The organism is Clostridium sp. 1001283B150225_161107_B6, from assembly GCF_015556325.1.
Classification (GTDB): Bacteria; Bacillota; Clostridia; order Lachnospirales; family Lachnospiraceae; genus Enterocloster.
Genome location: NZ_JADNMD010000011.1, coordinates 181,770 through 207,707 on the forward strand (window position 1 = coordinate 181,770; position 25,938 = coordinate 207,707).

Below are 25,938 nucleotides of genomic sequence, written 5' to 3' on the forward strand. Positions count from 1 at the left end.
CTCATTATTTCTTGTAGATAGCGCCGAATTTACATTTTTCCATACAAGCGCCGCACTTGATACACTTGTTCTGGTCAATGACATGGGGATTCTTTACAGAGCCCACGATTGCTCCGGCAGGACAGTTGCGGGCACACAGCGTACATCCGCGGCACTTGTCACGGTCAATGTTAAAGGAGAGAAGCGCCTTGCATACGCCCGCTGGACAGCGCTTTTCCTTGATGTGTGCTTCGTACTCGTCGCGGAAGAAATGAAGGGTGGAGAGTACTGGGTTGGGAGCTGTCTGGCCCAGGCCGCACAGTGAGTTGGCCTTTACATAGTGACAGAGCTCCTCCAGCTTATCCAGGTCTTCCATTACAGCCTGGCCTTTTGTAATCTTGGTCAGGATTTCCACCATACGTTTGGTGCCGATACGGCATGCAGTACATTTGCCGCAGGATTCCTCCACAGTAAATTCCAGGAAGAATTTGGCGATGTCCACCATACAGTCATCTTCGTCCATTACAATCAGACCGCCGGAACCCATCATGGAACCAATGGAAATCAGGTTGTCGTAGTCAATGGGGATATCAAAGTGCTCGGCAGGGATACATCCGCCGGAAGGTCCGCCGGTCTGTGCCGCCTTAAACTTCTTGCCGTTTGGAATGCCGCCGCCGATTTCTTCAATGACAGTGCGCAGGGTAGTGCCCATGGGAACCTCCACAAGGCCGGTGTTGTTAATCTTGCCGCCCAGTGCAAATACCTTGGTTCCTTTGGATTTCTCAGTACCCATGGAAGCAAACCACTCAGGACCATTCAGAATAATCTGAGGAATGTTTGCATAAGTCTCAACGTTATTTAAGATACTTGGCTTGCCGAACAGACCCTTCTGTGCAGGGAACGGAGGTCTGGGTCTTGGCTCGCCGCGCTTGCCCTCGATGGAGGTCATAAGAGCAGTTTCCTCGCCGCAGACAAATGCGCCGGCGCCCAGACGCAGGTCGATGTCAAAGTCAAATCCGGTTCCGAAAATGTTCTTGCCTAAGAGTTCCATCTCACGGGCCTGCTGGATTGCGATTTTCAGGCGTTCCACAGCAATGGGATACTCAGCACGGACATAAATAAAACCCTGGTTGGAGCCGATTGCATAACCGGCAATGGCCATGGCCTCCAGAAGAGCATGGGGGTCGCCTTCCAGCACGGAACGGTCCATGAATGCGCCGGGGTCGCCCTCGTCCGCATTACAGCATACATATTTCTGGTCGGCGTCATTCTGCTTACAGAGCTTCCACTTAAGACCGGTTGGGAAACCGGCGCCGCCGCGGCCCCTGAGTCCGGCATCCAGCAATGTCTGGATGACATCATCCGGAGTCATCTCCGTGAGCACCTTGCCCAGTGCCTGGTATCCGCCTGTACCTATGTATTCCTCAATGTTTTCAGGATTGATGACACCGCAGTTGCGCAGGGCGATGCGGTGCTGTTTTTTATAAAAGTCAGTGTCAATCAGCGCCTTGATGCCGCCGGTAGGGCTTACGGTCTCCTGGTACAGAAGACGTGTCACCACACGGCCCTTTAACAGGTGCTCGGAAACAATCTCAGGAATGTCGTTTACCTGCACCATGGAGTAGAAGGTGGCATCCGGGTATACAATCATGATAGGACCTAAGGCGCAGAGTCCGTGGCAGCCTGTCTCTACAACAGCCACTTCCTCCTCCAGTCCCTGATGTTTGATTTCATATTTTAAAGCTTCCATAATCTTCGGGCTTCCGGAAGAAGTACATCCGGTACCACCGCAGACTAATACGTGTGAACGATACATCGTACTTTCCTCCTTTATTTAAGACCTGCAGCGCCCATGGTGTATTTCTCCACAGGATGGCCGCCAACCAAGTGGCGCTCAACCACTTCCAGGGCTTTGTCGGCATTCATTTTCACATAAGTAATCTTATCCTTTCCAGGCTCCATGACTTCCACAATGGGTTCGTACTGGCATAAGCCGATACAGCCTGTCTGGGTAACGGAAATTTTATTGGTAAGTCCTCTTTTCTGGACTTCGTCTGCAAGCGTATTCAGAACCGGCCTGGCGCCGGCAGCGATACCGCAGGTAGCCATACCTACAACCACACGGATATGGTCATGGTCTTCGGCACGCATGTTTACCTGGCTCTGCATCTTTTCTCTGATTGCCTGTAATTCAGCAAGAGTTTTCATATGCGATTATCCTCCTCGTTATGAGCACTTAGTGACCGTACTTTGGTCACTTATGTGCGATACATGTCATCTCCACTTGGTGAGGTGTTTCACGAACCTAGTGGAGTGGCTCGTTATGAGCACTTAGTGACCGTACTTTGGTCACTTACGTGCGATACATGTCATGTTCGTCGATACCCCTTTAAATCAGGGCACCTCCGTCAGTTTCCTGTTGATTCTCTTTCAGATATTCCATTATGTAAGCAGACACTTCAGGGGTATTAAGCGGGATTCCGCCAAGAATCTCCCTCATCTCCCGGGTGTCCAGGGTGAATGATGCATCGTTGTATGTATAGGTATAAAGAAAATCCGTGTCAGGATGATATACGATTAAATTGTGTATGGTGGCGTTCATGTCGCCCAAAGGCATCCTGTCAATATGGGACAGTCCAAAGACTGCTGTCACGGTGGTTCCCTTACCTGGTTCCGATTCAATATGGAAGCTGCCGCCAGTGCTTTCCGCGGCATATTTGAAAAATGGAATCCCAAGCCCTACCTTTCGGGTGGTTCTGGTGGTAAAGAAAGGGTCCGTCACATGGGCTGCCTGTTCCGGCGTCATCCCGCATCCGTTGTCGGCTATGACAATGGTCAGCTTGTCAGCGCTTGTATCAGCGGTTACCAGGATGGTCACCAGCGAGGCGCCTGCCCGCGTGGAATTCTCCGATACATCTAATACATTCAGGGAAATCTCTGTCATCATAGGCTTAGTTGTACTTGGCTAAAATGCCTGGTATGTCATCAACAGTAAGCCTTCCGTATACCTCGCCGTTAATCATCATGACGGGCGCAAGTCCGCAGGCGCCAACGCATCGGCAGGAGTCCAGGGAGAATTTGCCATCTGCTGTGCACTCACCATTGGTGATGCCCAGCAATTCTTCCAGTTTCCTGAAGATTTCACCGGAGCCTTTAACGTAACATGCGGTACCGAGACAGACAGATATCTTATACTTACCCTTTGGCTGTAATGCGAACTGGGCATAAAATGTGGATACTCCGTAGACTTTTTCCAGCGGAATACCCATTTCGTCAGATATCATGGTCTGCACTTCGATAGGAAGATAACCATAAATTTCCTGGGCCTTCTGCATAACCGGCATCAGTGCGCCTGGCTGGTCACCCAGCTCGGCAATCACTGATTTCAGCGCTGCTTCCTGCTCAGGCGTCCCCATAAAGGGAACAGTTTGTTTTTTGCAAGCCATCTTTTTATTACCTCCTCACTAGTTGTACATTGTGCAATGTATCAATATTTTATCACGTATAGAAAAAAAAATCTACCATTAATGTGAAAATTCTAACGATAAAAAACATGTAAAAAAACGGAATTATATTGAAAACAGACAAAATGGATGGTATGCTATAATGTACGGAAATATGTACAATTGACAAGTAATGATAGCAAGGAGAGACAAGGGTATGACGGTTAGGGATGTAAAAGATGTATTAGGGGCCAGGGTTCTGGCAGGGGAAGAATTCCTGAATCGGGAGGTAAAGTCGGCCTGCGGTTCGGATATGATGAGCGATGTACTGGCATTTTCCAAAGACCACTCTGTACTTCTGACAGGTCTGTGCAATCCGCAGGTTATCCGGACAGCGGAGATGCTGGACATTGTCTGTATCATTTTTGTAAGGGGAAAGAAACCCGATGAATCCATGTTGGAAATGGCCAGGGACAGGGGGCTTGTAGTCATGGCCACGGGCCACCGCATGTTTTCTGCCTGCGGTATGCTGTACCAGGCAGGGCTGCACGGCGGGGCTGTCTGATGCTCCCGGCATCCGGGAATGCCGCAGGATGTCCCGGAAGGCACTGGGAGAGAATACATATAATAATGAAGGGAACCAATTATGGAGGAAGCAATTGTATTAACATATGACATATCGGCAGACGACTTCACAAGGGCAGGTGAAGCCAGCAGCGATGTGAAACGAAAATTGAAACAGATGGGTGTAAGTCCCGATGCCATCCGCAAGGTGGCCATAGCCATGTACGAAGGAGAAATCAACATGGTAATCCACGCCAAAGGGGGCGTCATTACTGTGGAGATTACAACGGAAAAAATCAGGATGATACTGGCTGACGTGGGTCCCGGCATACCGGATGTAAAGCTGGCCATGCAGGCAGGCTATTCCACTGCGCCGGATGAAATCCGTTCCCTGGGTTTCGGGGCAGGTATGGGCCTGCCGAATATGAAGAAGTATTCTGATTCCATGGATATTGACACCAGAATCGGAGAGGGGACCACCATTACCATGGTAGTGAACCTGTAGTATGCTTCGCAAGAATAAGAGAATGAGGTGGTAAAATGGATAAATTTTATCATTCTGTAAGGCTGGACGAATCACTGTGCAAGGGCTGCATCAACTGTATCAAGCGGTGTCCCACGGAGGCCATCCGGGTACGGGGCGGCAAGGCCAGTATCAATAACAAATTCTGCATTGACTGCGGGGAGTGTATCCGGGTTTGTCCCCATCATGCAAAGCTTGCGACCTATGATAAGCTGGATGTGATGAAGAAATATAAATACACGGTGGCCCTTCCGGCCCCGTCCCTGTACAGCCAGTTCAACAACCTGGATGATGTAAACATTGTGCTCAACGCATTGCTGCGCATGGGCTTTGACGATGTGTTTGAGGTCAGCGCTGCCGCCGAGCTGGTCAGCGAGGCTACCAGGCAGTATATATCGGAGCATGAGGGACAGCTGCCCTTAATCAGCACGGCATGTCCTTCTGTGGTGCGTCTGATTCGGGTGCGTTTTCCCAATCTGATTCCCCATCTCCTTCCTATCAATCCTCCGGTGGAGGTGGCGGCTGTTCTGGCTGTCAGAAAGGCCATGGAGGATACGGGACTGCCAAGGGAGCAGATTGGCATTATGTTCATTTCCCCCTGCCCCTCCAAGGTGACCTATGTAAAGTCACCCCTGGGAACTGAAAAGAGCGAAATCGACCAGGTGCTGGCCATCAAGGATGTATATCCCAAGCTGCTGGCCTGTATGAAAACCGTTGTGGGCGAGGATTATCCTGTCATCGGCACATCGGGTAAGATTGGAATCAGCTGGGGACACAGCGGCGGAGAGGCCAGCGGTCTATTTACGGAGAATTACCTGGCGGCGGACGGCATTGAAAATGTGATTCGCGTGCTGGAGGACATGGAGGACCAGAAATTCACCAATCTGCGGTTTGTGGAGCTGAACGCCTGCAACGGGGGATGCGTGGGCGGCGTCCTGACAGTGGAGAATCCATATGTTGCAGAGGTCAAGCTGAAACGCCTCCGCAAATACATGCCTGTGGCCAGGAGCCATATGCATGAGAGCGAGGAAAATGTAATCAAATGGACCACCGGCGTCCAGTACGAACCGGTTTTCCGCCTTGGCAACAATATGATGGAGAGCTTTTCCAGGCTGAACCAGGTGGAGCGCCTCATGAAGAAGTTTCCCGGACTGGACTGCGGTTCCTGCGGCGCTCCTACCTGCAAGGCCCTGGCAGAGGATATTGTCAGGGGGGATGCCAATGAGACGGACTGCGTTTACTACCTCAGGGAAAACCTCCACAAGCTGTCTGAGGAGGTGGCTGTGCTGGCGGACGATTTGCATAACGGCGACAGGGGAGGCCAGGAGACACTGCGCATCCTGAAGGAATACATACAGAGAATCTCGGACGAGATGTCCGTGCTTGATAAGAAGGACGAGGATGAAGAGTGAAAGCGCCGTCATCCGGAGTTTCGGAAATGATTGTGCTTTATGGGAAATTACCCTAAATGGGAAAATGCTCTGGGAGCAAAGGAGGTTTTTATGACAGTTCAGGAATTGATTGACAAACAGATATTCGGCGTGGTGAACCTGGGGGACAGCCTGGACCGGCAGATTACGGTCCCGTTTTGCTGCGACCTGCTGAGCATTGCCATGGGCCGCGCCCCGGCAGGATGTGCATGGGTGACGGTTATGGCCAACATGAACACCCTGGCAGTGGCGGCCCTGACCGATACGGCCTGTGTCATTCTGGCAGAAGGTGCGGTTCTGGACGACGCTGCCAGGAAAAAGGCCATTGACCAGGAGATAACAGTGCTGTCCACGGATATGCCCATCTTTGAGGCGGCCCTTGAGATTCATGGTATGCTGTCATGATGAACCTGGCTTATGACCTGCACATCCATTCCTGCCTGTCGCCCTGCGGGGATGATGACATGACGCCTGCCAATATTGCAGGCATGGCGGCATTAAAAGGATTGGATGTGGCGGCCCTTACAGACCATAATACATGCCGCAACTGTCCGGCCTTTATGGCCGCCGCTGCGGAGTACGGCGTGCTGGCAGTGCCTGGCATGGAAATTAATACGTCCGAGGAAGTCCATGCAGTGTGCCTTTTCCCTACCCTGGAGAAGGCACTTGATTTTGACGCCTATGTCTATGATAAGCTGATTAAATTTCCGAACAGGGAAGAAATATTCGGAAAACAGCAGATTTACAATACCCAGGACCAGGTGTGCGGCACAGAGCCCAGCCTGCTGATTAATGCAACGGAAATATCCTTTGACAGCCTGTGGAACCTGGTCCGCTCCTATGACGGCGTCATGTTTCCGGCCCATGTGGATAAGTCAGCCAACAGCCTGATTGCAAACCTGGGCTTTATACCTCCGGACAGCTGTTTTAAGACAGCGGAGGTCAAGGACCTGAAGAAGCTCCATCAGCTGAAGCGGGATAATCCGTATCTGGAGCAGTGCCGGATTATCAGCAATTCGGATGCCCATTATCTGGAGCATATCAATGAACCCAGCCTTACCATACAGGTGGAGGAACGGTCCGCAGAGGCAGTGGTAAGGGCTTTGCTGTAGGATTATCAGAATAGGATTGAACCGTCTGCTTGCCTGCAGCGGCAATATTATAGAAAAAAGCAATGAGTACATAAAACATATAGAAAAATTGAATTTGAGCCCTTTTGTCATATGTGCTATTCTTGATTTGCAAAAAATGTCCATTTATGGAATATATGACAATGGGAGGAATAAAATGAAAAAGTTTTTAGCAGTAGTTACATCCGCAGCCATGGCGCTCAGTCTACTGACTGCCTGCGGCTCAAATTCATCCACAACTGAAACAACCCAAGCTGCCACCGAAGCTGCATCTGAAACAACGTCCGCGGACAAAGGGGAAGAGACAACCGGGGCTGAAACGGTAGAAGTAACCGAGGCAGCCTCCCCGCAGTTCCAGTCATCCATTCTGTTCTGCGGCTCCACTTCCCTGTATCCGATTCTGTCATCCCTGGCATCGTCCTTTACTGAGAAGTATGTGACCTGGGATGCAGTGGATTCATCCTTCCCGGATTCCAATATCTCTGTTTACGTTGCACCGGGCGGTTCCGGCGTAGGTGTGAGCGCTGCCATTGACGGCACAGCTGATTTCGGTATGCTGGCCAGGGATATCAAGGATTCTGAGATTGAAGCATTGGGACAGCATTACCAGGAATTCGTGGTGGCAAAGGATGCCCTTACCGTGTCTGTCAATACGGAGAACCCAATCTGCGCCATCATGGACGATATGCCCGCTGATACCATCCGCCAGATTTTTGCAGGTGAGATTGCTGCCTGGGACCAGGTGGATTCCTCGCTGCCCCCAGAAACAATCAATGTCTATATCCGCGATTTATCCGGTGGCGCTTATGAGGTGTTCCAGAAGAGCGTTATGGGCGACAGTGAGGTGACTGCATCCGCAACCCAGTCTGCATCCATGACAGAGCTGGCTACCAATATTGCCGGTGACAAATGGGGAATCGGATATGCAGGATTCGGCGCTTACAATAAGGCCAATGCAGAGGGACAGGTACTGACTGCCATGAAGGTGGACGGAGTGGAGGCAACGGCCGAGAATATCATAAGCGGCGCATACACCATCCAGAGACCGGTTATGTTTGTTACCGGAGCAGAGGTTACCCCGTCTGAGCAGGCATTCATTGACTACATCTTCTCACAGACAGGATATGACGTGGTGGAAGCCAACGGATACATACCTGCATTCACCCCTGAGGCTTAACCGGCATCAGGGAAAACGTCAGGGAAATACTCCCTTGAAATGGAGTTAAAATAATGAACAAACAGCTGAATGCAGTATTCTCAGTTCTGATAAAGGCCCTGACCGCCCTGACCGTGATGGTCCTGGCCTTTGTCATATACTTTATTGTCAAGGAGGCACTGCCCACATTTGATGAAGTGGCAGTGCCTGATTTCCTGTTAGGCCAGAGATGGATGCCCATCGCCTATACAGGGGAGCCGTCCTTCGGCATTTTTAATTTCATAGCGGCTACGCTTTATGTATCCCTGGTGGCAATGGTCCTGGCAGTGACGGTGGGACTGGGAGCCGCCATTTATCTTTCCTGCGTTGCAACGGAACGGATGCGCGGGATTCTCTATCCCTTTGTAGACCTTTTAGCCGGTATCCCATCGGTGATATACGGTTTTATGGGCCTGACCCTTCTGGTTAAGTTCTTCATCAAGGCGGGAGTCCACACCGGGTCCTGTGTCCTTGCAGCCGGAATCCTTCTGGCCGTTATGCTGCTTCCGTTTCTGATATCCTCCTGCAGTGAGACTATGTTAAAGGTGAGGGAACGGTATCAGCCCGCCGCAGATGCCCTGGGCATCTCCAGGTGGCATATGGTGGCCACCATTGTTCTGCCCGGGTCATGGAAGAACATACTGCTGTCCATGATACTGGCCATTGGCCGGGCCATGGGGGAGACCATGGCAGTGATGATGGTCATTGGAAATGCAAACCTGTTTCCCTCCCTTCTTGGCAAGAGCGAGAGCATTGCGGCAGTGATTGCGCTGGAGATGGGAACAGCTGTGGCGGGAAGCACCCATTACCATGCGCTGTACGCGGCCGGGCTGGTATTGATGCTCTTATTGTTCCTCATTAATTCCGGCATTACCCTGCTGCGCAGCAAGCTGGAGCAGGTTTAAAGGAGGGAGAGCCATGCATCTGCGGGCATCAATTACAAAATTCTGGGCGTATTCCAGTATGATTTTAGTGGCAGGCGTCATATTGTTCCTGTTCGGATATGTTTTTTACCGGGGAGCAGGCACCATCAGCTGGGAATTTCTGTCCCAGTCCCCCAGGGGAGCTGTCCTGGGAGAGGAAGGCGGTATCTGGCCAGCCATTGTGGGAAGCCTGTGTTTTACGGCGGCCGCCATTGTCCTGGGAAGCATTCCGGCTGTTGCCACAGCGCTTTTCATGGTATTTTACTGCAGGGGACGCAGGACGGCGGGATTCATCCGCATGGTTATCCAGTGCATTTCAGGAATCCCTTCCATTGTCCTGGGCCTGTTTGCTTACAGCTTCCTGGTGCGGGACCTGGCCTGGGGGCGCTGCATCCTGTCCTCGGGCGTGGCTCTTGCCGTGATGATTCTTCCCTTTATAGAGGTCAGGGCGGAGAAAACATTCCGGGAGCTGCCAAAACAGCTGGTACAGTCCTCCTATGCCCTGGGCTGTTCCCGGTTTTATACCATATGGAAGATTGTGCTGCCGGCCTGCAAAGGGGAAATCGTGTCAGGCGTAATACTGGGAGGGTGCTATGCCATGGGAGCCACTGCCCCCCTTATTTTCACGGGAGCAGTGGCCTATTCCAGCCTGCCGGCCCGGCTTACTGCCCCGGCCATGGCCCTGCCCATGCATCTCTACCTGCTGGTGGCCCAGGGAGCCACTTCCATGGATGCAGCTTACGGGACAGCCTTTGTCATGATGGCTCTGATTTTAATCAGCAACCTGTTGGCAACCATTTACGCAAGGAGGAGCCAGAAAAAATGGAACATATCATGACGCTTCACAATGTCAGCGCATCCTATGACGGCAGGGAGGTGCTCTCTGATTTGTCCTTAGACATACCGTCCAACCAGATTACAGCCATCATCGGCCCGTCGGGGTGCGGGAAAACCACTCTTTTGCGGTGTATGAACGGATTGCTGGCGGAGGAAAAGGGCGTGTCTGTATCGGGAAGAATTTTACTGGACGGCCAGGAGATAAAATCCATGCAGAAGGATATGCTGCGCCGCAGGGTGGGTCTGGTATTCCAGACACCGGCCCCTTTTCCGTTTTCCATCTATAAGAACATGGCGTATGCGCCCAGATATTACGGCATCCGGGATAAGGCGTCCCTGGAGGCCCTGGTGAAGGAAAAACTTGAGATGGCCGGACTTTATGATGAGGTCAGGGACGATTTGGGCAGGAATGCCCTTAAGCTCTCAGGAGGACAGCAGCAAAGGCTTTGTATTGCCAGAGCCCTGACCGTGGACCCGGAAGTGCTGCTGCTGGACGAACCATGTTCTGCCCTGGATGTTAAGTCTTCTGCCGTGATTGAGGAAATGCTGACAGAGCTTAAGAAACAGTACACCATTGTCATTGTCACCCATAACATTGCCCAGGCCCGCAGGATATCAGATTATGCAGCCTTCCTCTTCGGAGGCCGTCTGGTGGAGTGGGGGAAATCGGAAGATTTGTTCGGGTGTCCGAAGGAAGAGGAGACAAGGGCATTTCTGGCGGGAATTTACGGATAGATGGATATGGGATACAGGGAGGAGTCAGACTGTGATTGTAATAGAGATACCTGGGCGGGAGCCCTTGAGAATTGACCATGTGGTTCTGGATTATAACGGGACAGTGGCAGCGGACGGCATGCTGCTGGAGGGAGTGGGAGAACGTATCAACCGGCTCAAGGAGCAGGTATGCGTGTATGTTCTCACCGCCGATACCTACGGCACGGTGACGCGCCAGTGTGAACCGCTGGGCGTGACGGTAAGAACCTTTCCAAGGGAGGGGGCTGCCGGCTGCAAGGAAGAAATCGTAAAAGGACTGGAGGGCGGCGTGGCCTGCCTTGGAAATGGCTTCAACGATATACAGATGTTTGACGCGGCCCAGCTGTCCATAGCGGTGCTGGAACAGGAGGGGATGTGCGCCGCCCTGTTGGGCCATGCATCTGTGCTGGTGAACTCCATTCAGGACGGTCTGGACCTTCTGCTGAAACCGGACCGGCTGCGGGCAACCCTGAGAAGCTGAGACATTCCGGGAAACATATAATCAGCGGAAGATTGGGTTAAACTGAAAGAAATCCAAAAAGTTGCATGGTAAATTATGAAATTTTAGGAAAAGGATAGAAACAGTTTTTTAAGTTTCATTACGGAACCATTAATGTTGGCCTGGCTGCCTTGACAAAAGGAGCCAGGCTCTTTATGTTAGAGTGTATCACCGGACGCGGTGGGGAAATGCTTGTTTCCCGGGGATGCATGCACATACCGGACCCTGGAAATCCAGCTTATACATAAAGAAAACCATACCGAAAAATCAAATAGATGAGGAGATGCAATTATGAAAAGAAGATTAGCAGTTTTAGGAACAGCCATCATGGCGGCGGCAGCCATCACAGCCTGCGGCGGCAAGGACACCAAGACCACTGCAGCGGCGGAGGTTGTCACCGGCGCGGATACGGCCGGGGAAACGGCGGAACCGGGGACAGAGGATGCAGGCGCTGCCTCAGACGCTGAAGCCCCCAAGGATTCCCTTGCAGCTGATTCCGGCTCCCAGGAGGCCGCGCTGCTGGAGGAGGCCGAGGATGTGTCCCATGCAGGGGCGGAACTGGAGCAAAGCGAGATTAAGCCGTTTGCGGAGAAGGTGCAGAAGGCGGTGGCGGATAAGGATATGGAAGCATTGGCAGGTCTGTGCGCTTATCCGGTCTATGTCTCCCTTGGAGAAGGACAGGGTGAGGAGATTGCTGACGAGGCAGCCTTTATGAAGATGGATGCAGACAGGATTTTTACAGAGAGCCTGTTAAAGGAAATCGCGGACACGGATACGGACACGCTGGAACAGTTTGGCGCCGGAGTCATCATGGGCGGGGAAAACAGCATTATTTTCAACAATGTGGACGGACAGGCAGCCATTACCGGCATTAATCTGAATTAAAATGACACAAGGCAGAATGAAGCATGGCAAAATGAAGCCAAGCAGAATGAAGCAAAGTGAAACAGAACAAAATATGAGATGAATTAACAGGGCGTCCTCCTGCCGCAAGGCAGGGCGGCGCCCTTTGCATCTAATCTTCCAGGGCATCCTTAAGCGCTCCCAGGAATTCCAGGTCGGATTGTTTGACCCGGATGTTGGAAGCAATGGTCTGGCCAGCGCTGGAAGTGACGGTGATTTCAATCAGGGTTCCTTCATCCATGACCCCATCCCTGGATGCGGCTTTTACAAATGAAAGCATCTTGGGGTGATTGGCCTTGAATTGGTTCCAGGCTGGTTTTAATTGAAGAAGATTCATTGGATTCATATGTTTACCTCCTGATACATGTAACGCAGTTACTAGTTTACCACATTTTAAAGGCGGCAGTCCAGTCTGATATTTCTCAGTGAATCCCTATTGGGGAATCCGCTTAAAAGGTATCTGCCGGCCGGATGGTCTTGTAAAGGATGTCTGGCTCTGGTATTATGGTAAAAGATGCGTATCTGTTCGCCCATGGGATTTTTGCCTGCAAGCCTGGATTTTCGTACGGTCAGCGCAGCAAGTGCGCAGACCTGCTGAACAGTTACAAAGATGCACCTGAAAGAGGAAGAAATATGAAGTTCATTCATTTATCAGACCTTCACATCGGAAAACGGGTCAATGGCTTTTCCATGCTGGAGGACCAGAAATATATATTGGACCGGATACTTGCCATTGCAGAGGAGGAAAAGCCTGACGGAGTGCTCATAGCCGGGGATGTATATGATAAACCGGTGCCTCCGGCTGAGGCCGTGCAGGTCTTTGATGCTTTCCTGACCGGATTGGCGGACCGGAGCCTGCCTGTGTTCGTCATCAGCGGCAACCATGACAGCCCGGAGCGTCTGGCCTTCGGAGGGCAGCTCATGAAGGACAGGAAAGTCTATATGGCGCCTGTGTATGACGGCCATGTGGAGCCGGTCCGCATGGAGGACCAATACGGAAGCCTGTGGGTGTATATGCTGCCCTTTGTAAAGCCTGCCGCTGTAAGGAAATGCTACCCGGAGGAAGAGATTGAAACCTTTGACCAGGGGGTCCGCTGCGCGGTGGGTCATATGACAGAGAACAGGGAAGGGGAAAATGACCGCAATATCCTGATTGCCCACCAGTTTGTCACTGGTGCGTCCTGCTGCGACTCAGAGGAGCTGTCCATCGGCGGCCTGGACCAGGTGAGCGCTGATTTGTTCGATTATTTTGATTATGTTGCCATGGGACACATCCATGGGCCGCAGAAGGTGGGAAGAGATACCCTGCGCTATTGCGGGACACCCCTCAAATATTCATTTTCAGAGGTGAACCACAGGAAATCCGTGACCGTGGTGGAGCTGCTGGAGAAGGGGAATGTGACGGTGGACACCCGGCCTCTTAAGCCCCTCCATGATATGCGGGAGCTGAAGGGAAGCTATGAGGAACTGACCAGCCGTGATTTTTATCAGGGCACGGCTGTGGACGATTACCTGCGCATAACCCTTACGGACGAGGAGGATATACTGGATGCCATAGGAAAGCTGCGCTCCATTTATCCCAATGTGATGAAGCTGGATTACGATAATAAGCGTACCAGGCAGGGGCAGGTGGTGGAGGCTGCTGCCAAAGCGGACAAGCCGCCCCTTGTGCTGCTGGAGGAGCTGTACCGGCTTCAAAACAACCAGCCCATGACAGAGCAGCAGGCTGACTTTGCCGGGAAACTGATGGAAGAGATATGGGAGGGGAGCAAATGAGGCCGACAGAGTTGATAATATCCGCATTTGGACCATATGCAGGTGAAGTCACCCTGGACATGGCTTCACTGGGGGACCGGGGCCTTTATCTTATTACAGGGGACACGGGCGCTGGAAAGACTACCCTGTTTGACGCCATTGCATTTGCCCTTTACGGCAATGCCAGCGGGGACAGCCGCAAGCCCAGGATGCTGCGGAGCAAATATGCCAGGCCGGATGCCAGGACCTATGTGGAGATGGCTTTTTTCTACAATGAAAAGGAATACAGGGTGAGGCGCAACCCGGAATACATGAGGGCAAAGCAAAGGGGCGAAGGGGAGACAAGGGAGAAGCCTGACGCACAGCTTTATATGCCGGACGGCCGGATGGTTACAGGTGATAAGGCGGTAACTGTGGAGGTGGAAGGGCTGCTGGGCCTTAACCGGGAGCAGTTTTCCCAGATTGCCATGCTGGCCCAGGGCAGTTTTTCCAGGCTTCTGTCAGGACGGACCGAGGACAGGGGCGTCATTTTCCGGGAAATATTTAAGACCAGGCCCTATCAGCTGTTCCAGGAAAAGTTAAAGGACCGGGCCAGGAGCCTGTATGGCCGGTACGCGGACAGCAGGAAGAGCATGGAACAGTATGCCGGGGGAGTGATTGCGGATGGACAGGATGAGGAACTTAAGCTTCGGTGGAATGAGGTGCCCCAGGGGAGCCTGGAAGCCCTTTTGGAGGTGCTGGACCAGCTGATTGCGGCAGATGAAGCGCGGCAGCAGGAGGAAGACAAGGGACTGGCCCTTGTCCGGGATGAGATGGCTGCCCTGGGAATGGACCTGGGAAAGCTTAAGGGTGATGCGGCGGTCTGCCGGGATATGGCTGCGGCCGCGGATATCCTCAGGGAAAATACTCCGGTTCTGGAACAGGCAAAGGTCCGGTATGAGCTGGAGAAAGAATGCCAGGCTGACAGGGACGGGCTTATTGGCTCTGTTACCAGGATGGAAGAAAATCTGAAAGCCTATGACCGTTATGATGCATTGCAGGAGAGCCTGAAGGCATGCAGGATGGAATCAGGGAAGCTTGTCAGCAGGCTGGAACAGGCAGCCCTGGAGGAAAGGCAGTGGAAGGAGCGGATTGACAGCGACGAGAAGACCCTGGAAACCCTTCGCCAGGCAGGAGAAGCGTATCAGGCAGCCCTGACAGCAGGAGAGAGGCTGCAGGAATACGGTGCGCGCATTGGGCTGCTGGCAGGAGAACTGGAGGAATACGGGCAGGAGAGAGAAAAGCTTGAGGCAGCCAGGGAGCGTTACAGGGCAGCGGATGAGGAGCGCCGGAAGGCGGATGATGCCTACCGGGACATGTATCAAAGGTTCCTGGATAATCAGGCGGGAATCCTGGCTTCACGGCTCATACAGGGCGAGCCCTGTCCTGTATGCGGCTCCGTCTCCCACCCGTCGCCTGCCCGGTATCTGGAGGACGGAACAGAGGCGTCCAAGGACAAGGTAGACCGGCTTAAGGCCATTGCAGTGGAAAAGGACCAGGCAGCTGCCGGGCTCAGCCTGGAGGCTGGCAGGCTGGCAGGAAGTCTGGATGCCCGCTATGAAAGGATGAAGCAGCAGATTGATGTTGAGGTAGCTGCCTGGAAGGAGGATTGGCAGCAGAGGATTCGCCAGGCGGAAACCCGGGCAGAGGCATTGGCCCTGGAGACAGGGGATGTTCGCCGGGGGCGAAGGGTTTTTCTGGAGCAGTGGGAACAGATGATGGGGCGGCTGAAGGACCAGCTGGAGCGCCAGGCTGCTGCCCAGAAGGATAAAATTCAGGAGCTGAAGAAGAAAAAGGAATATAAGGAGGCCATTGAGGGCAGAAGGGCTTCAGGCCGCCAGTCCCTGGAAGCTGCCTCGGAAAGGAAACACCAGGTCCAGAGAATGCTGGCGGAGAACCAGGCAAAGGAGAGGGAGCTGGTAAGCCGCCTTAAGGAGACGGAATCCGCCCTGCCCTATGAGGACAGGAAGGCTGCTCAGGCAGAGCTGGCGGAGAAGAAGGCTCTTCTGTCCGCACTGGAACGGGCGTTTAAGGAGGCGGAGGAATCCTTCAACCGTGTAAGCCGCAGGGTGTCGGACGCACAGGCCCGGATGGAGGCGCTGCGGGGACAGACAGCGGAGGCGGAAAAGGCGGACGGCTTGGATTTCCGGACAGCCATGGACCGACTGGAAGCCCGGATGCAGGAAAACCGGCAGCGCCAGTCAGAGGCAAGGGAAAGGCTGACGTGCCTGGAACAGGAAATGAGCAGGCTCCACCACAGGCTGGAAACCAACCGGATGGCCAGGGAACGCATTGCAGAACAGAAGGCGTCCATGGAAGAAATACAAAAGGAGTGGACATGGGTCAAGGCGCTTTCTGATACAGCGGCAGGAGAAGTGGGGGGCAAGGAGAAAATCACCCTGGAGACCTACGCGCAGATGGCATATTTTGAACGTATCATTGCCAGGGCAAACACCCGGTTTATGGTTATGAGCGGAGGACAGTACGAGCTGAAGCGGTGTACGGAGGAGGACAACCGGGGAAAGAACGGGCTGGGGTTAAATGTCATCGACCACTACAATGGAACGGAGCGCAGCGTCAAAACGCTGTCGGGCGGGGAATCCTTCCAGGCGTCCCTGTCCCTGGCACTGGGCCTGTCGGATGAGATACAGTCAGCAGCAGGGGGAATCCGCCTGGATACCCTTTTTGTGGACGAGGGATTCGGATCCCTGGATGAGGACACCCTGAACCTGGCCATGAAGTCCCTGGGGGACCTGGCGGAGGGAAGGCGTCTGGTAGGTATTATCTCCCACGTGGGGGAGCTGAAGGAACGGATTGAACGGCAGATTATTGTGGTTAAGGACAAGACCGGCGGAAGCAGGGCATATATTGAACCGGCTGCATTGACTGAAACAGCTGCTGCCGGAATAGAATAGGGATAAAAGTACGGATAAAAAATGGATAAAAAACAGATAGACGCAGACGGACGCGGATAAAAAACCAATAAGGACAGGGGTAAGGAGGACCAGATGAGAAGAAAGGACAGGGAAATCAGGGATACATACGGTGTAAGGGAAATCATAGGGGAGTGCGACTGCTGCAGGCTGGCTTTTTCCGATGGAAAAGGCGCCTATATTGTTCCTCTCAGCTTTGGTTACGATGAGGAGGAAAACGCGCTCTATTTTCACGGGGCGGCAGAGGGAAAGAAGATAGACCTGGTCAGGCGGAATGGGTATGCAGGGTTTGAGATGGACACGGCCCATGGCCTGACGGAGGCGGAACAGGCCTGCGGATATTCCTTCCGGTACAGAAGCGTGGTGGGGGAAGGGAGCATACGGGTGGTGGAAGGGGCGGATGAAAAGAAAAAGGGCCTGAACTGCATCATGGGCCACATGTCGGGAAAGGACAGCTGGGAGTACCCGGAAGCCATGCTGGAGAGAACCGCGGTGCTGCGCCTGGATGTGGAGCAGATGTGTGGAAAAGAGCATATTTAAAAGGTTGTGACAAAGGAGGAAGGATATGTTTGAGTCAAGATGCGGGGTCCGCTGTAATCAGTGTGAAAGAAAGGAAGCAGTCCGCTGCACGGGCTGCGTGACCATGGAAAAAACCTTCTGGGGCGGTGAGTGCGGGGTGAAATCCTGCTGTGAGGCCAGGGGGCTGGACCACTGCGGGAAATGTCCGGATTTCCCCTGTGAGATGGAGGCGGCCATGGGAACGGATATGGGCTTTGACCCGGAGCCAAGGTTAAACCAGTGCAGGGAATGGGCAAAATAAAATCACCATGGAGGGCATATGCTGTCAGAAGATATGGCGGAAGCAGCCGAACAGGAATATCCGGTTATGGATAAGGTCTATGAAGACCAGGAAGTTGTAAGGGTTTCAGGGAAAAAGGTGGAGTTTGATACGGTGAAGTTCGTCAGGTGCAGGCTGGAGGAATGTAATCTAAACGGCGCATCCTTCTGCAATGTGATATTTGACAAATGTGATTTCTCCAACTGCTCCTTCCGGGATTCTTATTGGAAAAATGTAACGGTGACAGACTCAAAGGGGGATGGGAGCCAGTTCTGCAATTCCACATTTAAGTGGGTGAAGCTTCTGGACAGCCAGTTCCACTATGGGAATTTCTCCAATGCCTTCTGGGAATTCGGAGAAATAAGAGGCTGTAATTTCCGGGAATCCTTTCTGTCTGAGGTAAAACTGAAAAAAACGGTTTTTTCATCCACGGACCTGACGGGAACAGATTTTTTCCGCACGCCGTTAAAAGGACTGGATTTATCGGAATGTGTCATTGACGGCATCATGGTTTCGGACCGGTATACGGAGCTGGCAGGCCTGAAGGTGAGCCTGCTGCAGGCCGCGGAGCTGGCCAGGCTGATGGGAGTTAAAATCGTGTAAAAAAGGTGTATAATAGAAACTATATATAAAAACTATATATAAAAACAGGAGGATATTATAATGGTAGAGAATATGACGATTCAGGGGTTTCTGGATGTATTGTCTTCAAAGGAGCCGGTGCCGGGCGGCGGAGGCGCTTCCGCCCTGGCCGGCGCCCTGGGCAATGCCCTGGGACAGATGGTGGCCAACCTGACCATGGGCAAGAAAAAGTACGCAGAGGTGGAGGATGAGATTAAGGAACTGACAGAACGGATGGTGAAAATCCAGGGACAGTTTACGGTCCTGGCAGACCGGGATGCAGAGGTATTTGCCCCTCTGGCCAGGTGCTACAGCCTTCCCTCAGGCACAGAGGAGGAAAAGGCATACAAGGCAGAGGTTATGGAAACCCGTTTGCTGGATGCCAGCTTCGTACCCATGGAAATCATGGAGAGGGCGGTGGAGATGCTGGACATCATGGATATCCTTGCTGATAAGGGAAGCAGGATGGCTGTCAGCGACGTGGGTGTGGGAGTCCAGTTCATCCGCACCGCATTGCTGGGAGCTGTGATGAATGTGTACATCAATACCAAGTCTATGAAAAACAGGGAAAAGGCAGAGGAACTGAATGAAAAGGCGGAGCGCATGATTAAGGAAGGTACAGAGGCGGCGGACCGCATATACCAGAAGGTGTTGGAGCAGCTCAGGTAAAGAACCGGCAGACAGGAAGGAGAAGGAAGATGAAAGTATTAAAAGGCGCCGAGGTTTCGGCAAAAATCAAGGAGCAGGTATCACAGATGATGGAAGGCCTGGAAGGCCCGGCTCCGAAGCTGGCTATTGTGCGGGTGGGGGAAAAACCGGATGACATGTCATATGAACGGGGGGCTGTAAAGAAGATGGAGAACTTCGGCCTGCGGGTCCGGTCCTATGTGTTCCCGGAACAGATAAGCGACAGGGATTTTAAGGCTGAATTTGATAAGATAAACAATGACCCGGATGTGGCGGGAATCCTGCTGCTGCGTCCTCTGCCAAAGCAGATTGCGGAAACAGACATTGAGAAGATGATTGACCCGGAAAAGGATTTGGACGGGATTTCCCCGGCCAATATTGCCAAGGTGTTTGCCGGGGACAAAACAGGCTTTGCACCCTGTACGGCCGAGGCAGTCATAGAGGTGTTAAAGGCCAACGGGATAGACATGACAGGCAAGAACGTGACCATAGTGGGCCGCAGCATGGTGGTGGGCCGTCCGCTGTCCATGCTGATGCTGAAGGAAAATGCAACGGTAACCATCTGCCATACCAGGACCAGGGACCTGGAGGCAGAGTGCCGCAGAGCTGATATCCTGGTGGCGGCGGCAGGAAAGGCCAGAATGCTGGACGGCCGCCACACAGGGCAGGATGCCATTGTCATCGATGTGGGCATCAATGTGGATGAAAATGGAAAATTATGCGGGGATGTGGATTTCCAGTCAATCGAGCCCCTTGCATCCATGGCAACGCCTGTGCCGGGCGGCGTGGGGGCGGTGACTACGGCCGTGCTGGCAAAGCATCTGGTGCTTGCAGGCCAAAGACAGAGAAGGGATTAGACGGAATCTTTGCTGATTCTTTGTTGATTCCCGCATTTTCCTCTTGCTAAACTAAAAAAATGCATTATAATATAAAATGTTGAATGTATTTATAGTTATGCAATTTGATGCATAAAAGAAAAGAGGAGAATATTATTATGAAGAAGAAGGTTTTAGCAATCACTATGGCAGCACTGATGGCTGCTTCCCTGACAGCCTGCGGCGGCGGTGCAAAAGAGACAACAGCAGCTGACACCACAGCAGCAACAGCAGAGGAGAAGACAGAAGACACCACAGCAGCCGGGAGCAAGGATGAGACCAGCGCAGAGGCAGCTGAGACTGAGGCAGCTAAGGAAGCCGCAGGCGGCAAGCTGGTCATGGCAACCAATGCAGAGTTCCCTCCTTATGAGTTTCATGACGGAGATTCCATTGTAGGTATTGATGCGGAAATCGCAAAGGCCATTGCCGATGAGCTGGGCATGGAGCTGGAGATTGAGGATATTGCTTTTGATTCTATTATTCCTGAGATTGTATCCGGTAAGGCTGATATGGGTCTGGCCGGTATGACTGTTACGGAAGACCGTATGCAGTCCGTAGATTTTTCCGATACCTATGCAAAGGCATCCCAGAAGATTATCGTGACAGAGGACAGCGAGATTGCATCTCCTGATGACTTAAAGGGCGTAATCGTAGGCGTGCAGCTGGGAACCACAGGCGATATCTATGTATCCGACCTGGAGGCTGACGGAACCACGGTTGAGCGTTACAACAAGGGCTTTGAGGCTGTTCAGGCACTGAGCCAGGGCAAGATTGACGCGGTTGTAATCGACGGGGAGCCTGCCAAGACCTTTGTTGCCGAGACAGCAGGATTAAAGATTCTGGAAGAGTCCTTTACCGACGAGGAGTATGCCATTGCTGTTAAGAAGGGGAACACAGAGCTGCTGGAGAAAATCAACGGCGCCCTTAAGACCCTGAAGGACAACGGGACACTGGACGAAATCGTGGCTAAGTATATCAAGGCTGAGTAAGCGTACAGAGTATAAGACTGCCGCAGGCTGCAGAAAGGGAGGTGCATTGACGCACCGCATCCCCGTTCCTGCAGGGCGGCAGTTTTTGACTGTATGGCAAAGGAGAACAGGGCGTCTGCCCTGGCTTACGAATCATAAAGAAAGAGCAGAGGATGATGAGCATGTGGAAGACATTTACAGATGCGTTTTACCTGAACTTTGTGGCGGACAACCGGTGGAAATATCTGACCGAGGGCCTCAAGACAACGTTGATAATTACCTTTTTTGCCTGTCTTATGGGAATTGTGCTGGGATTCCTGGTGGGAATGATACGTTCCACCTATGAAAAGACCCATAAGCTTAAGGTGCTCAATGCTATCTGTAAAGTGTACCTGACCGTAATCCGCGGTACGCCAGTGGTGGTGCAGCTGTTAATCATCTACTTCGTGGTATTCGGAAGCGTCAGGGTAGACAAGGTCATTGTGGCCATCCTGGCCTTTGGCGTCAACTCCGGAGCCTATGTGGCGGAGATATTCAGAAGCGGCATCATGTCCGTTGATGCGGGGCAGATGGAGGCCGGCCGCAGCCTGGGCTTCAACTATGCCCAGACCATGTGGTACATTATCATGCCCCAGGCGTTTAAGACAGTGCTGCCCACCCTGTGCAACGAGTTCATTTCCCTGTTAAAGGAAACCTCGGTATCCGGCTACATTGCCATCCAGGATTTGACCAAGGGCGGGGATATTATCCGGAGCAGGACCTACAGCGCCTTTATGCCTTTGATTGCGGTGGCCGTCATTTACCTTATTATTGTTATGATATTTACAAAGCTGATTCAGATACTGGAAAGGAGGCTGAGACAGAATGAGCGGTAATTCAGGAGTGTTTAACGGACAGTCTTTAATCCGGGTGGAGAACCTGGGAAAGAGTTTTGGCTCCATTGATGTCTTAAAGGGAATCACTGTGGATATCCACAAGGGGGATGTGGTCTTTGTGGTCGGGCCTTCCGGTTCCGGCAAAAGCACCTTCCTCCGGTGTCTGAACCTGCTGGAGGAACCCACAAGCGGACATATTTTCTTTGAGGGCACTGACATCACGGACCCCAGGACGGATATTGACAAGCACCGCCAGAAGATGGGGATGGTGTTCCAGCAGTTTAATCTCTTCCCCCACATGGATATCATGAAGAACCTGACCATTGCCCCCATGAAGCTTCAGGGAAAGGGACAGAAGGAAGCTGAGGATGAGGCCATGGAGCTTCTGGAACGAGTGGGACTGGCGGACAGGGCCCATGCATATCCCAGCCAGCTTTCAGGCGGTCAGAAGCAGCGTATTGCCATTGTACGCGCCCTGTGCATGAAGCCGGATGTGATGCTGTTTGACGAGCCCACCTCCGCCCTGGACCCTGAGATGGTGGGAGAGGTTCTCAGCGTTATGCGCGATTTGGCCAGGGAAAAGATGACCATGGTGGTGGTGACGCATGAGATGGGCTTTGCCAGGGAGGTGGCCACCAGGGTCATGTTTATGGACGAAGGACATTTCATGGAGGAAGCCGGACCGGAGGAATTTTTCTCCAACCCTAAAAATGAGCGTTTGAAATCTTTCCTGAGCAAGGTGCTGTAGGCATATCTGTATCCTGTGCCTGTATGGGAAAAGCCGCTGCTGTCAGCCGTAACATGCATTGCCTGCATGACGCGGCTGACGGCAGCGGCTTTTGTTTGTTACAATTCAGGAAAATCCCCGCAGGATGTATCATCCGAGGCGGCGAATTTTTCCAGCAGTACGCCCAGGCGCATCAGGCAGTGGTCCAGCTCCGCCAGTTCTTCCTGATTATAGGAGGAAAGGCGGGATACTGTGCACTCCAGCATGGCCTCCTTCAGCTGCTTCATAATGGAGGAGCCCTCCGGCGTAATCGTCAGGTATACATGGCGCCGGTTCCTGGAATCGTGCTGTCTGAGCACCAGGTTTTTTTCCTCCAAGTCATTGACCAGCTTGGTAAGCTGCTGCTTGGTTATGCCCAGATGCAGGGCCATCTCCGACATGGTCGGCGCCGGTCTGCCCGGCTGGTTTAACTGCATCAGAACCTGGAAAGCAGCGGAATTGGCCCGTATCTGGTTCTGCTGATGGTAGCTGTTCTTTGCCAGGTTAAAGAATTCAATGGCAAAATCCATGAAATGTTCCCCTACATGTCTGCTGTCATGTCTACTGTCTGCCGGTTCACGGTTCATGCCCATTACCTCCTCGCTATGTTCTGTAACCGTTTTATCACACCTGTGGAGAAAAGTCAATAAATATTAAAAGTAAATAAAAACTTACAATTAACCATTGACAAAAGTTGCAAATGGTATTATCTTACATGGTGTACAGCGGGATATGGACGAGGCGGCAATGAAGCCGGGAATATCCCGGTCCATGAGTATGAAGTAAGAAAAGGAGACCTGGTATGGGTGCGAATGAAGAGAACGGAAAGAGAAACCTAAAAAGCGGCACGCCTAAAAAGCCGTTCATCTATTATTATTTTCTGGTGATATTGGTGGTGATGGTGCTAAATGCCCTGGTATTTCCCATGATGGAGCATTCGGTGGAGGTGCCGTACAGCGAGTTCCTGAAGGAACTGGACGCCGGGAATGTGAAGGATGTGTATGTCAGCAACGGGGAATCACAGATTCAGTTCACGAAAAAGGACCAGAAGCAGTGGAATGTCAGCTATAAGACAGGGCCGATTCCGGGGGACGACCTGGTCGGACGGCTGCAGAATGCGGATGTGGAGAACTTTACAGGGGAAATCCAGACCAAGGCTTCACCGCTCTTAAGCTTCCTGATGTCCTGGGTGGCGCCCATTCTGATGTTTATTGTCATTGGAAACATCATGGGCCGTATGCTTTCCAAGCGGATGGGCGGCAGCAACGCCATGACCTTCGGAAAGTCCAATGCAAAGATATATGCTGAGAACGAGACAGGAATTACCTTTGCCGACGTGGCAGGGGAGGAGGAAGCCAAGGATGCCCTGAAGGAGATTGTGGACTTCCTGCACAATCCCCAGAAGTATGCGGATATCGGAGCCAATCTTCCCAAGGGAGCCCTGCTGGTGGGCCCTCCCGGAACCGGCAAGACGCTCCTTGCAAGAGCCGTGGCAGGGGAGGCCCATGTGCCCTTCTTCTCCATCTCAGGTTCAGAATTCGTGGAAATGTTCGTGGGCATGGGCGCTGCCAAGGTCAGGGACCTGTTTAAGCAGGCCAATGACAAGGCGCCGTGTATTGTATTTATTGATGAAATCGACACCATCGGCAAGAAGCGGGACGGCGGCGGCATGAGCGGAAACGATGAGCGCGAGCAGACCCTGAACCAGCTGCTGACCGAGATGGATGGCTTTGACGGAAAGAAGGGCGTGGTCATCCTGGCCGCCACCAACCGTCCGGAATCCCTGGACAAGGCCCTTCTGCGTCCCGGCCGTTTTGACCGCAGGGTGCCGGTGGAGCTGCCTGACTTAAAGGGCCGTGAGGCCATCTTAAAGGTCCACGGGCAGAACGTGAAGATGTCGGATGATGTGGATTACAACGCCATTGCCAGGGCCACGGCAGGGGCCAGCGGCGCGGAGCTGGCCAATATCATCAATGAGGCTGCCCTGAGGGCGGTGCGCATGGGCCGCAGCGCCGTTGTGCAGGCCGACCTGGAGGAAAGCGTGGAAACGGTTATCGCAGGTTACCAGAAAAAGAATGCGGTCATTTCCCAGAAGGAACGCAGAATCGTGGCGTATCATGAGGTGGGCCATGCTCTGGTGGCTGCCTGCCAGAGCCACAGCGCCCCGGTCCAGAAGATTACCATTATACCCAGGACATCGGGAGCATTGGGATATACCATGCAGGTGGACCAGGGAGAACGCTACCTTATGAGCAAGGAGGAGGCTCTGGATAAGATTGCCACCTTTACAGGCGGCCGTGCGGCGGAGGAGCTGATTTTCCACTCGGTCACCACTGGAGCTTCCAACGATATTGAGCAGGCCACCAAGATTGCCCGTTCCATGGTGACACGGTTTGGCATGACCGATGAATTTGATATGGTGGCCATGGAAACCGTGAACAACCAGTATCTGGGAGGGGACACATCCCTGATTTGCGCTCCCGACACGGCAAAACGCATCGACGAGCAGGTGGTGTCCATTGTGAAGGAGCAGCACCGCAAGGCCCTTTCCATACTGAAGGAAAATGAAGGAAAGCTCCATGAGATAGCAGTCTATCTCCTGGAAAAGGAAACCATCACGGGAGACGAATTCATGGAAATCTTCAGCCGTGCAGGTGAGGAGCAGGTCCGGGGAGAAGTTTAGTTGCATTTGGCCCCGGGCTGTGCTATCCTGGATATATAGACAGGTGGGGGAGCCATAGCCCTGCGCTGCGTATATCCTTTACAGATGATGAGAGAAGATGATTGGTTGATGAGAGAATGAGTTGAGAGCGGATGGAGCATGCGGCGTGACGCCCCGCCTTTCTGTGAAACTAATACGACAGAAGAAAGGCAGGAAAAAGGTATGGGAAAGATTTTGCAGCAGTTGTACAGAGGGGATTTATGCCCGGCGGAAAACGCCATATGCGGTAATGCGGAATACGATGGGCTGTCCAGGCAGTCCATGGATGATTTCAACCGGTTCACCGATAAGCTGGACCGGGCTATGAAGGAAGAATTCGACCTTCTGATGGAACATTACCTGGAGCTTACCTTCATTGAGAAGACCCAGAGTTTTACGGACGGGTTCCGTATCGGCGCAGGTGTCATGTGTGAAGTATTTTATGAAAATGCAGGGGAAAGAAACTGAATTATAAGCATAGCTTAAGAATCAAAGGCAGGATTGCTGATAAATAAAAGCAATCCTGTCTTATTGTGTAAAAATGGGTCGAAATCCCTGGTTAATATTGACAATAGAAGAAAAAATAGATATACTTAACTGGTATTTGTGTTACTTTTTAATGGGTAGGACAACGATGGAACGTCAGGTGTAATGGAGCAGCCAGTACCTGACGTATTTTAATCGGGTCCTGCAAACTACAC

General features: G+C 52.4%; 29 protein-coding genes. 23 read left to right on the top strand and 6 right to left on the bottom strand.

Annotated features, from left to right (window positions below):
- Positions 1-4: 4 nt before the first annotated feature.
- The 4 genes from nuoF to I2H39_RS21920 all read right to left on the bottom strand — a co-directional run bounded on the left by nuoF (position 5) and on the right by I2H39_RS21920 (position 3,425).
- On the bottom strand, positions 5-1,795 hold the full coding sequence (nuoF, locus tag I2H39_RS21905) for an NADH-quinone oxidoreductase subunit NuoF (RefSeq protein ID WP_138309224.1): 1,791 nt from the start codon (positions 1,793-1,795) through the stop codon (positions 5-7).
- A gap of 14 nt (positions 1,796-1,809) precedes the next feature.
- Positions 1,810-2,187 (bottom strand): (2Fe-2S) ferredoxin domain-containing protein, encoded by a 378-nt coding sequence (locus I2H39_RS21910; RefSeq protein ID WP_002568573.1) that lies wholly within the window; start codon positions 2,185-2,187, stop codon positions 1,810-1,812.
- Between the two features lie 181 nt (positions 2,188-2,368).
- Complete coding sequence (locus I2H39_RS21915) at positions 2,369-2,926, bottom strand: ATP-binding protein (protein WP_002575933.1); 558 nt, start codon at positions 2,924-2,926, stop codon at positions 2,369-2,371.
- 4 nt (positions 2,927-2,930) lie between these two features.
- Positions 2,931-3,425, bottom strand: coding sequence for an NAD(P)H-dependent oxidoreductase subunit E (locus I2H39_RS21920; RefSeq protein WP_138309225.1), 495 nt, complete (start codon positions 3,423-3,425; stop codon positions 2,931-2,933).
- A gap of 214 nt (positions 3,426-3,639) precedes the next feature.
- Here I2H39_RS21920 and I2H39_RS21925 point away from each other — a divergent pair, with 214 nt between their 5' ends.
- The 11 genes from I2H39_RS21925 to I2H39_RS21975 all read left to right on the top strand — a co-directional run bounded on the left by I2H39_RS21925 (position 3,640) and on the right by I2H39_RS21975 (position 12,161).
- Complete coding sequence (locus I2H39_RS21925) at positions 3,640-3,987, top strand: DRTGG domain-containing protein (protein WP_138309226.1); 348 nt, start codon at positions 3,640-3,642, stop codon at positions 3,985-3,987.
- 81 nt (positions 3,988-4,068) lie between these two features.
- Entirely contained in the window at positions 4,069-4,491 is a 423-nt protein-coding gene (locus I2H39_RS21930; RefSeq protein ID WP_138309227.1) for an ATP-binding protein, read from the top strand.
- A 35-nt stretch (positions 4,492-4,526) separates the two neighbouring features.
- Positions 4,527-5,921 carry a [Fe-Fe] hydrogenase large subunit C-terminal domain-containing protein gene (locus I2H39_RS21935; protein WP_138309228.1) on the top strand — a complete coding sequence of 465 codons (1,395 nt, stop codon included), beginning with the start codon at positions 4,527-4,529 and terminating at the stop codon, positions 5,919-5,921.
- 90 nt (positions 5,922-6,011) lie between these two features.
- Positions 6,012-6,344 carry a hypothetical protein gene (locus I2H39_RS21940; RefSeq protein ID WP_138309229.1) on the top strand — a complete coding sequence of 111 codons (333 nt, stop codon included), beginning with the start codon at positions 6,012-6,014 and terminating at the stop codon, positions 6,342-6,344.
- Entirely contained in the window at positions 6,341-7,051 is a 711-nt protein-coding gene (locus I2H39_RS21945; RefSeq protein WP_138309230.1) for a PHP domain-containing protein, read from the top strand. Before I2H39_RS21940 ends, I2H39_RS21945 begins: the two co-directional genes overlap by 4 nt.
- A 175-nt stretch (positions 7,052-7,226) precedes the next feature.
- On the top strand, positions 7,227-8,246 hold the full coding sequence (locus I2H39_RS21950) for a phosphate ABC transporter substrate-binding protein (protein ID WP_195627527.1): 1,020 nt from the start codon (positions 7,227-7,229) through the stop codon (positions 8,244-8,246).
- Between the two features lie 53 nt (positions 8,247-8,299).
- Positions 8,300-9,169 carry a phosphate ABC transporter permease subunit PstC gene (pstC, locus tag I2H39_RS21955; protein ID WP_138309232.1) on the top strand — a complete coding sequence of 290 codons (870 nt, stop codon included), beginning with the start codon at positions 8,300-8,302 and terminating at the stop codon, positions 9,167-9,169.
- 13 nt (positions 9,170-9,182) lie between these two features.
- Positions 9,183-10,025: a phosphate ABC transporter permease PstA gene (pstA, locus tag I2H39_RS21960; RefSeq protein ID WP_138309233.1), complete on the top strand. Its 843-nt coding sequence runs from the start codon at positions 9,183-9,185 to the stop codon at positions 10,023-10,025.
- On the top strand, positions 10,010-10,759 hold the full coding sequence (locus I2H39_RS21965; protein ID WP_138309234.1) for a phosphate ABC transporter ATP-binding protein: 750 nt from the start codon (positions 10,010-10,012) through the stop codon (positions 10,757-10,759). The genes pstA and I2H39_RS21965 overlap by 16 nt, the downstream gene beginning before the upstream one ends.
- Positions 10,760-10,790: 31 nt before the next feature.
- Positions 10,791-11,258, top strand: a complete 468-nt coding sequence (locus tag I2H39_RS21970) for an HAD family hydrolase (RefSeq protein WP_138309235.1) — start codon at positions 10,791-10,793, stop codon at positions 11,256-11,258.
- A 309-nt stretch (positions 11,259-11,567) separates the two neighbouring features.
- The gene (locus I2H39_RS21975) at positions 11,568-12,161 is read left to right on the top strand and encodes a hypothetical protein (protein ID WP_195627528.1); all 594 of its coding nucleotides are present in this window, start codon (positions 11,568-11,570) and stop codon (positions 12,159-12,161) included.
- 130 nt (positions 12,162-12,291) lie between these two features.
- On the opposite strand, the gene I2H39_RS21980 is transcribed toward I2H39_RS21975, so the two are convergent.
- Positions 12,292-12,525 carry a hypothetical protein gene (locus I2H39_RS21980; RefSeq protein WP_138309237.1) on the bottom strand — a complete coding sequence of 78 codons (234 nt, stop codon included), beginning with the start codon at positions 12,523-12,525 and terminating at the stop codon, positions 12,292-12,294.
- A gap of 287 nt (positions 12,526-12,812) precedes the next feature.
- On the opposite strand from I2H39_RS21980, the gene I2H39_RS21985 reads away from it, so the two are divergent.
- The 10 genes from I2H39_RS21985 (at position 12,813) to I2H39_RS22030 (ending at position 22,518) form a co-directional block, all read left to right on the top strand.
- Positions 12,813-13,955 (top strand): exonuclease SbcCD subunit D C-terminal domain-containing protein, encoded by a 1,143-nt coding sequence (locus tag I2H39_RS21985; RefSeq protein WP_138309238.1) that lies wholly within the window; start codon positions 12,813-12,815, stop codon positions 13,953-13,955.
- On the top strand, positions 13,952-16,888 hold the full coding sequence (locus tag I2H39_RS21990) for an SMC family ATPase (protein ID WP_195627529.1): 2,937 nt from the start codon (positions 13,952-13,954) through the stop codon (positions 16,886-16,888). Before I2H39_RS21985 ends, I2H39_RS21990 begins: the two co-directional genes overlap by 4 nt.
- A 93-nt stretch (positions 16,889-16,981) precedes the next feature.
- Positions 16,982-17,446 carry a pyridoxamine 5'-phosphate oxidase family protein gene (locus I2H39_RS21995; RefSeq protein WP_138309240.1) on the top strand — a complete coding sequence of 155 codons (465 nt, stop codon included), beginning with the start codon at positions 16,982-16,984 and terminating at the stop codon, positions 17,444-17,446.
- A gap of 25 nt (positions 17,447-17,471) precedes the next feature.
- Positions 17,472-17,726, top strand: coding sequence for a DUF3795 domain-containing protein (locus I2H39_RS22000; protein WP_195627530.1), 255 nt, complete (start codon positions 17,472-17,474; stop codon positions 17,724-17,726).
- 18 nt (positions 17,727-17,744) lie between these two features.
- Positions 17,745-18,347: a pentapeptide repeat-containing protein gene (locus I2H39_RS22005; protein WP_138309242.1), complete on the top strand. Its 603-nt coding sequence runs from the start codon at positions 17,745-17,747 to the stop codon at positions 18,345-18,347.
- Between the two features lie 60 nt (positions 18,348-18,407).
- Positions 18,408-19,034 (top strand): cyclodeaminase/cyclohydrolase family protein, encoded by a 627-nt coding sequence (locus I2H39_RS22010; RefSeq protein ID WP_138309243.1) that lies wholly within the window; start codon positions 18,408-18,410, stop codon positions 19,032-19,034.
- Between the two features lie 29 nt (positions 19,035-19,063).
- Positions 19,064-19,909 (top strand): bifunctional 5,10-methylenetetrahydrofolate dehydrogenase/5,10-methenyltetrahydrofolate cyclohydrolase, encoded by an 846-nt coding sequence (locus tag I2H39_RS22015; protein WP_138309244.1) that lies wholly within the window; start codon positions 19,064-19,066, stop codon positions 19,907-19,909.
- A 137-nt stretch (positions 19,910-20,046) separates the two neighbouring features.
- A complete protein-coding gene (locus I2H39_RS22020) occupies positions 20,047-20,916 on the top strand; it encodes a basic amino acid ABC transporter substrate-binding protein (RefSeq protein WP_138309245.1) in 870 nt (289 codons plus the stop codon).
- Between the two features lie 161 nt (positions 20,917-21,077).
- A complete protein-coding gene (locus I2H39_RS22025) occupies positions 21,078-21,770 on the top strand; it encodes an amino acid ABC transporter permease (protein WP_138309246.1) in 693 nt (230 codons plus the stop codon).
- Complete coding sequence (locus I2H39_RS22030) at positions 21,760-22,518, top strand: amino acid ABC transporter ATP-binding protein (protein ID WP_138309247.1); 759 nt, start codon at positions 21,760-21,762, stop codon at positions 22,516-22,518. The genes I2H39_RS22025 and I2H39_RS22030 overlap by 11 nt, the downstream gene beginning before the upstream one ends.
- Before the next feature lie 98 nt (positions 22,519-22,616).
- On the opposite strand, the gene I2H39_RS22035 is transcribed toward I2H39_RS22030, so the two are convergent.
- A complete protein-coding gene (locus I2H39_RS22035; protein WP_195627531.1) occupies positions 22,617-23,123 on the bottom strand; it encodes a MarR family transcriptional regulator in 507 nt (168 codons plus the stop codon).
- A 215-nt stretch (positions 23,124-23,338) separates the two neighbouring features.
- Between I2H39_RS22035 and ftsH the strand changes: the two genes are divergently transcribed.
- Together ftsH and I2H39_RS22045 are read left to right on the top strand one after the other, a co-directional pair.
- Complete coding sequence (ftsH, locus tag I2H39_RS22040; RefSeq protein WP_195627532.1) at positions 23,339-25,219, top strand: ATP-dependent zinc metalloprotease FtsH; 1,881 nt, start codon at positions 23,339-23,341, stop codon at positions 25,217-25,219.
- Positions 25,220-25,420: 201 nt separating this feature from the next.
- The gene (locus tag I2H39_RS22045; RefSeq protein ID WP_138309250.1) at positions 25,421-25,705 is read left to right on the top strand and encodes a DUF6809 family protein; all 285 of its coding nucleotides are present in this window, start codon (positions 25,421-25,423) and stop codon (positions 25,703-25,705) included.
- The last annotated feature ends 233 nt before the right edge of the window (positions 25,706-25,938 follow it).

Coding starts and splice junctions, on each gene's coding strand:
- nuoF (WP_138309224.1), bottom strand. CDS start 1,795: ATGTATCGTTCACACGTATTAGTCTGCGGTGGTACCGGATGTACTTCT.
- I2H39_RS21910 (WP_002568573.1), bottom strand. CDS start 2,187: ATGAAAACTCTTGCTGAATTACAGGCAATCAGAGAAAAGATGCAGAGC.
- I2H39_RS21915 (WP_002575933.1), bottom strand. CDS start 2,926: ATGATGACAGAGATTTCCCTGAATGTATTAGATGTATCGGAGAATTCC.
- I2H39_RS21920 (WP_138309225.1), bottom strand. CDS start 3,425: ATGGCTTGCAAAAAACAAACTGTTCCCTTTATGGGGACGCCTGAGCAG.
- I2H39_RS21925 (WP_138309226.1), top strand. CDS start 3,640: ATGACGGTTAGGGATGTAAAAGATGTATTAGGGGCCAGGGTTCTGGCA.
- I2H39_RS21930 (WP_138309227.1), top strand. CDS start 4,069: ATGGAGGAAGCAATTGTATTAACATATGACATATCGGCAGACGACTTC.
- I2H39_RS21935 (WP_138309228.1), top strand. CDS start 4,527: ATGGATAAATTTTATCATTCTGTAAGGCTGGACGAATCACTGTGCAAG.
- I2H39_RS21940 (WP_138309229.1), top strand. CDS start 6,012: ATGACAGTTCAGGAATTGATTGACAAACAGATATTCGGCGTGGTGAAC.
- I2H39_RS21945 (WP_138309230.1), top strand. CDS start 6,341: ATGATGAACCTGGCTTATGACCTGCACATCCATTCCTGCCTGTCGCCC.
- I2H39_RS21950 (WP_195627527.1), top strand. CDS start 7,227: ATGAAAAAGTTTTTAGCAGTAGTTACATCCGCAGCCATGGCGCTCAGT.
- pstC (WP_138309232.1), top strand. CDS start 8,300: ATGAACAAACAGCTGAATGCAGTATTCTCAGTTCTGATAAAGGCCCTG.
- pstA (WP_138309233.1), top strand. CDS start 9,183: ATGCATCTGCGGGCATCAATTACAAAATTCTGGGCGTATTCCAGTATG.
- I2H39_RS21965 (WP_138309234.1), top strand. CDS start 10,010: ATGGAACATATCATGACGCTTCACAATGTCAGCGCATCCTATGACGGC.
- I2H39_RS21975 (WP_195627528.1), top strand. CDS start 11,568: ATGAAAAGAAGATTAGCAGTTTTAGGAACAGCCATCATGGCGGCGGCA.
- I2H39_RS21980 (WP_138309237.1), bottom strand. CDS start 12,525: ATGAATCCAATGAATCTTCTTCAATTAAAACCAGCCTGGAACCAATTC.
- I2H39_RS21985 (WP_138309238.1), top strand. CDS start 12,813: ATGAAGTTCATTCATTTATCAGACCTTCACATCGGAAAACGGGTCAAT.
- I2H39_RS21990 (WP_195627529.1), top strand. CDS start 13,952: ATGAGGCCGACAGAGTTGATAATATCCGCATTTGGACCATATGCAGGT.
- I2H39_RS21995 (WP_138309240.1), top strand. CDS start 16,982: ATGAGAAGAAAGGACAGGGAAATCAGGGATACATACGGTGTAAGGGAA.
- I2H39_RS22000 (WP_195627530.1), top strand. CDS start 17,472: ATGTTTGAGTCAAGATGCGGGGTCCGCTGTAATCAGTGTGAAAGAAAG.
- I2H39_RS22005 (WP_138309242.1), top strand. CDS start 17,745: ATGCTGTCAGAAGATATGGCGGAAGCAGCCGAACAGGAATATCCGGTT.
- I2H39_RS22010 (WP_138309243.1), top strand. CDS start 18,408: ATGGTAGAGAATATGACGATTCAGGGGTTTCTGGATGTATTGTCTTCA.
- I2H39_RS22015 (WP_138309244.1), top strand. CDS start 19,064: ATGAAAGTATTAAAAGGCGCCGAGGTTTCGGCAAAAATCAAGGAGCAG.
- I2H39_RS22020 (WP_138309245.1), top strand. CDS start 20,047: ATGAAGAAGAAGGTTTTAGCAATCACTATGGCAGCACTGATGGCTGCT.
- I2H39_RS22025 (WP_138309246.1), top strand. CDS start 21,078: ATGTGGAAGACATTTACAGATGCGTTTTACCTGAACTTTGTGGCGGAC.
- I2H39_RS22030 (WP_138309247.1), top strand. CDS start 21,760: ATGAGCGGTAATTCAGGAGTGTTTAACGGACAGTCTTTAATCCGGGTG.
- I2H39_RS22035 (WP_195627531.1), bottom strand. CDS start 23,123: ATGAACCGTGAACCGGCAGACAGTAGACATGACAGCAGACATGTAGGG.
- ftsH (WP_195627532.1), top strand. CDS start 23,339: ATGGGTGCGAATGAAGAGAACGGAAAGAGAAACCTAAAAAGCGGCACG.
- I2H39_RS22045 (WP_138309250.1), top strand. CDS start 25,421: ATGGGAAAGATTTTGCAGCAGTTGTACAGAGGGGATTTATGCCCGGCG.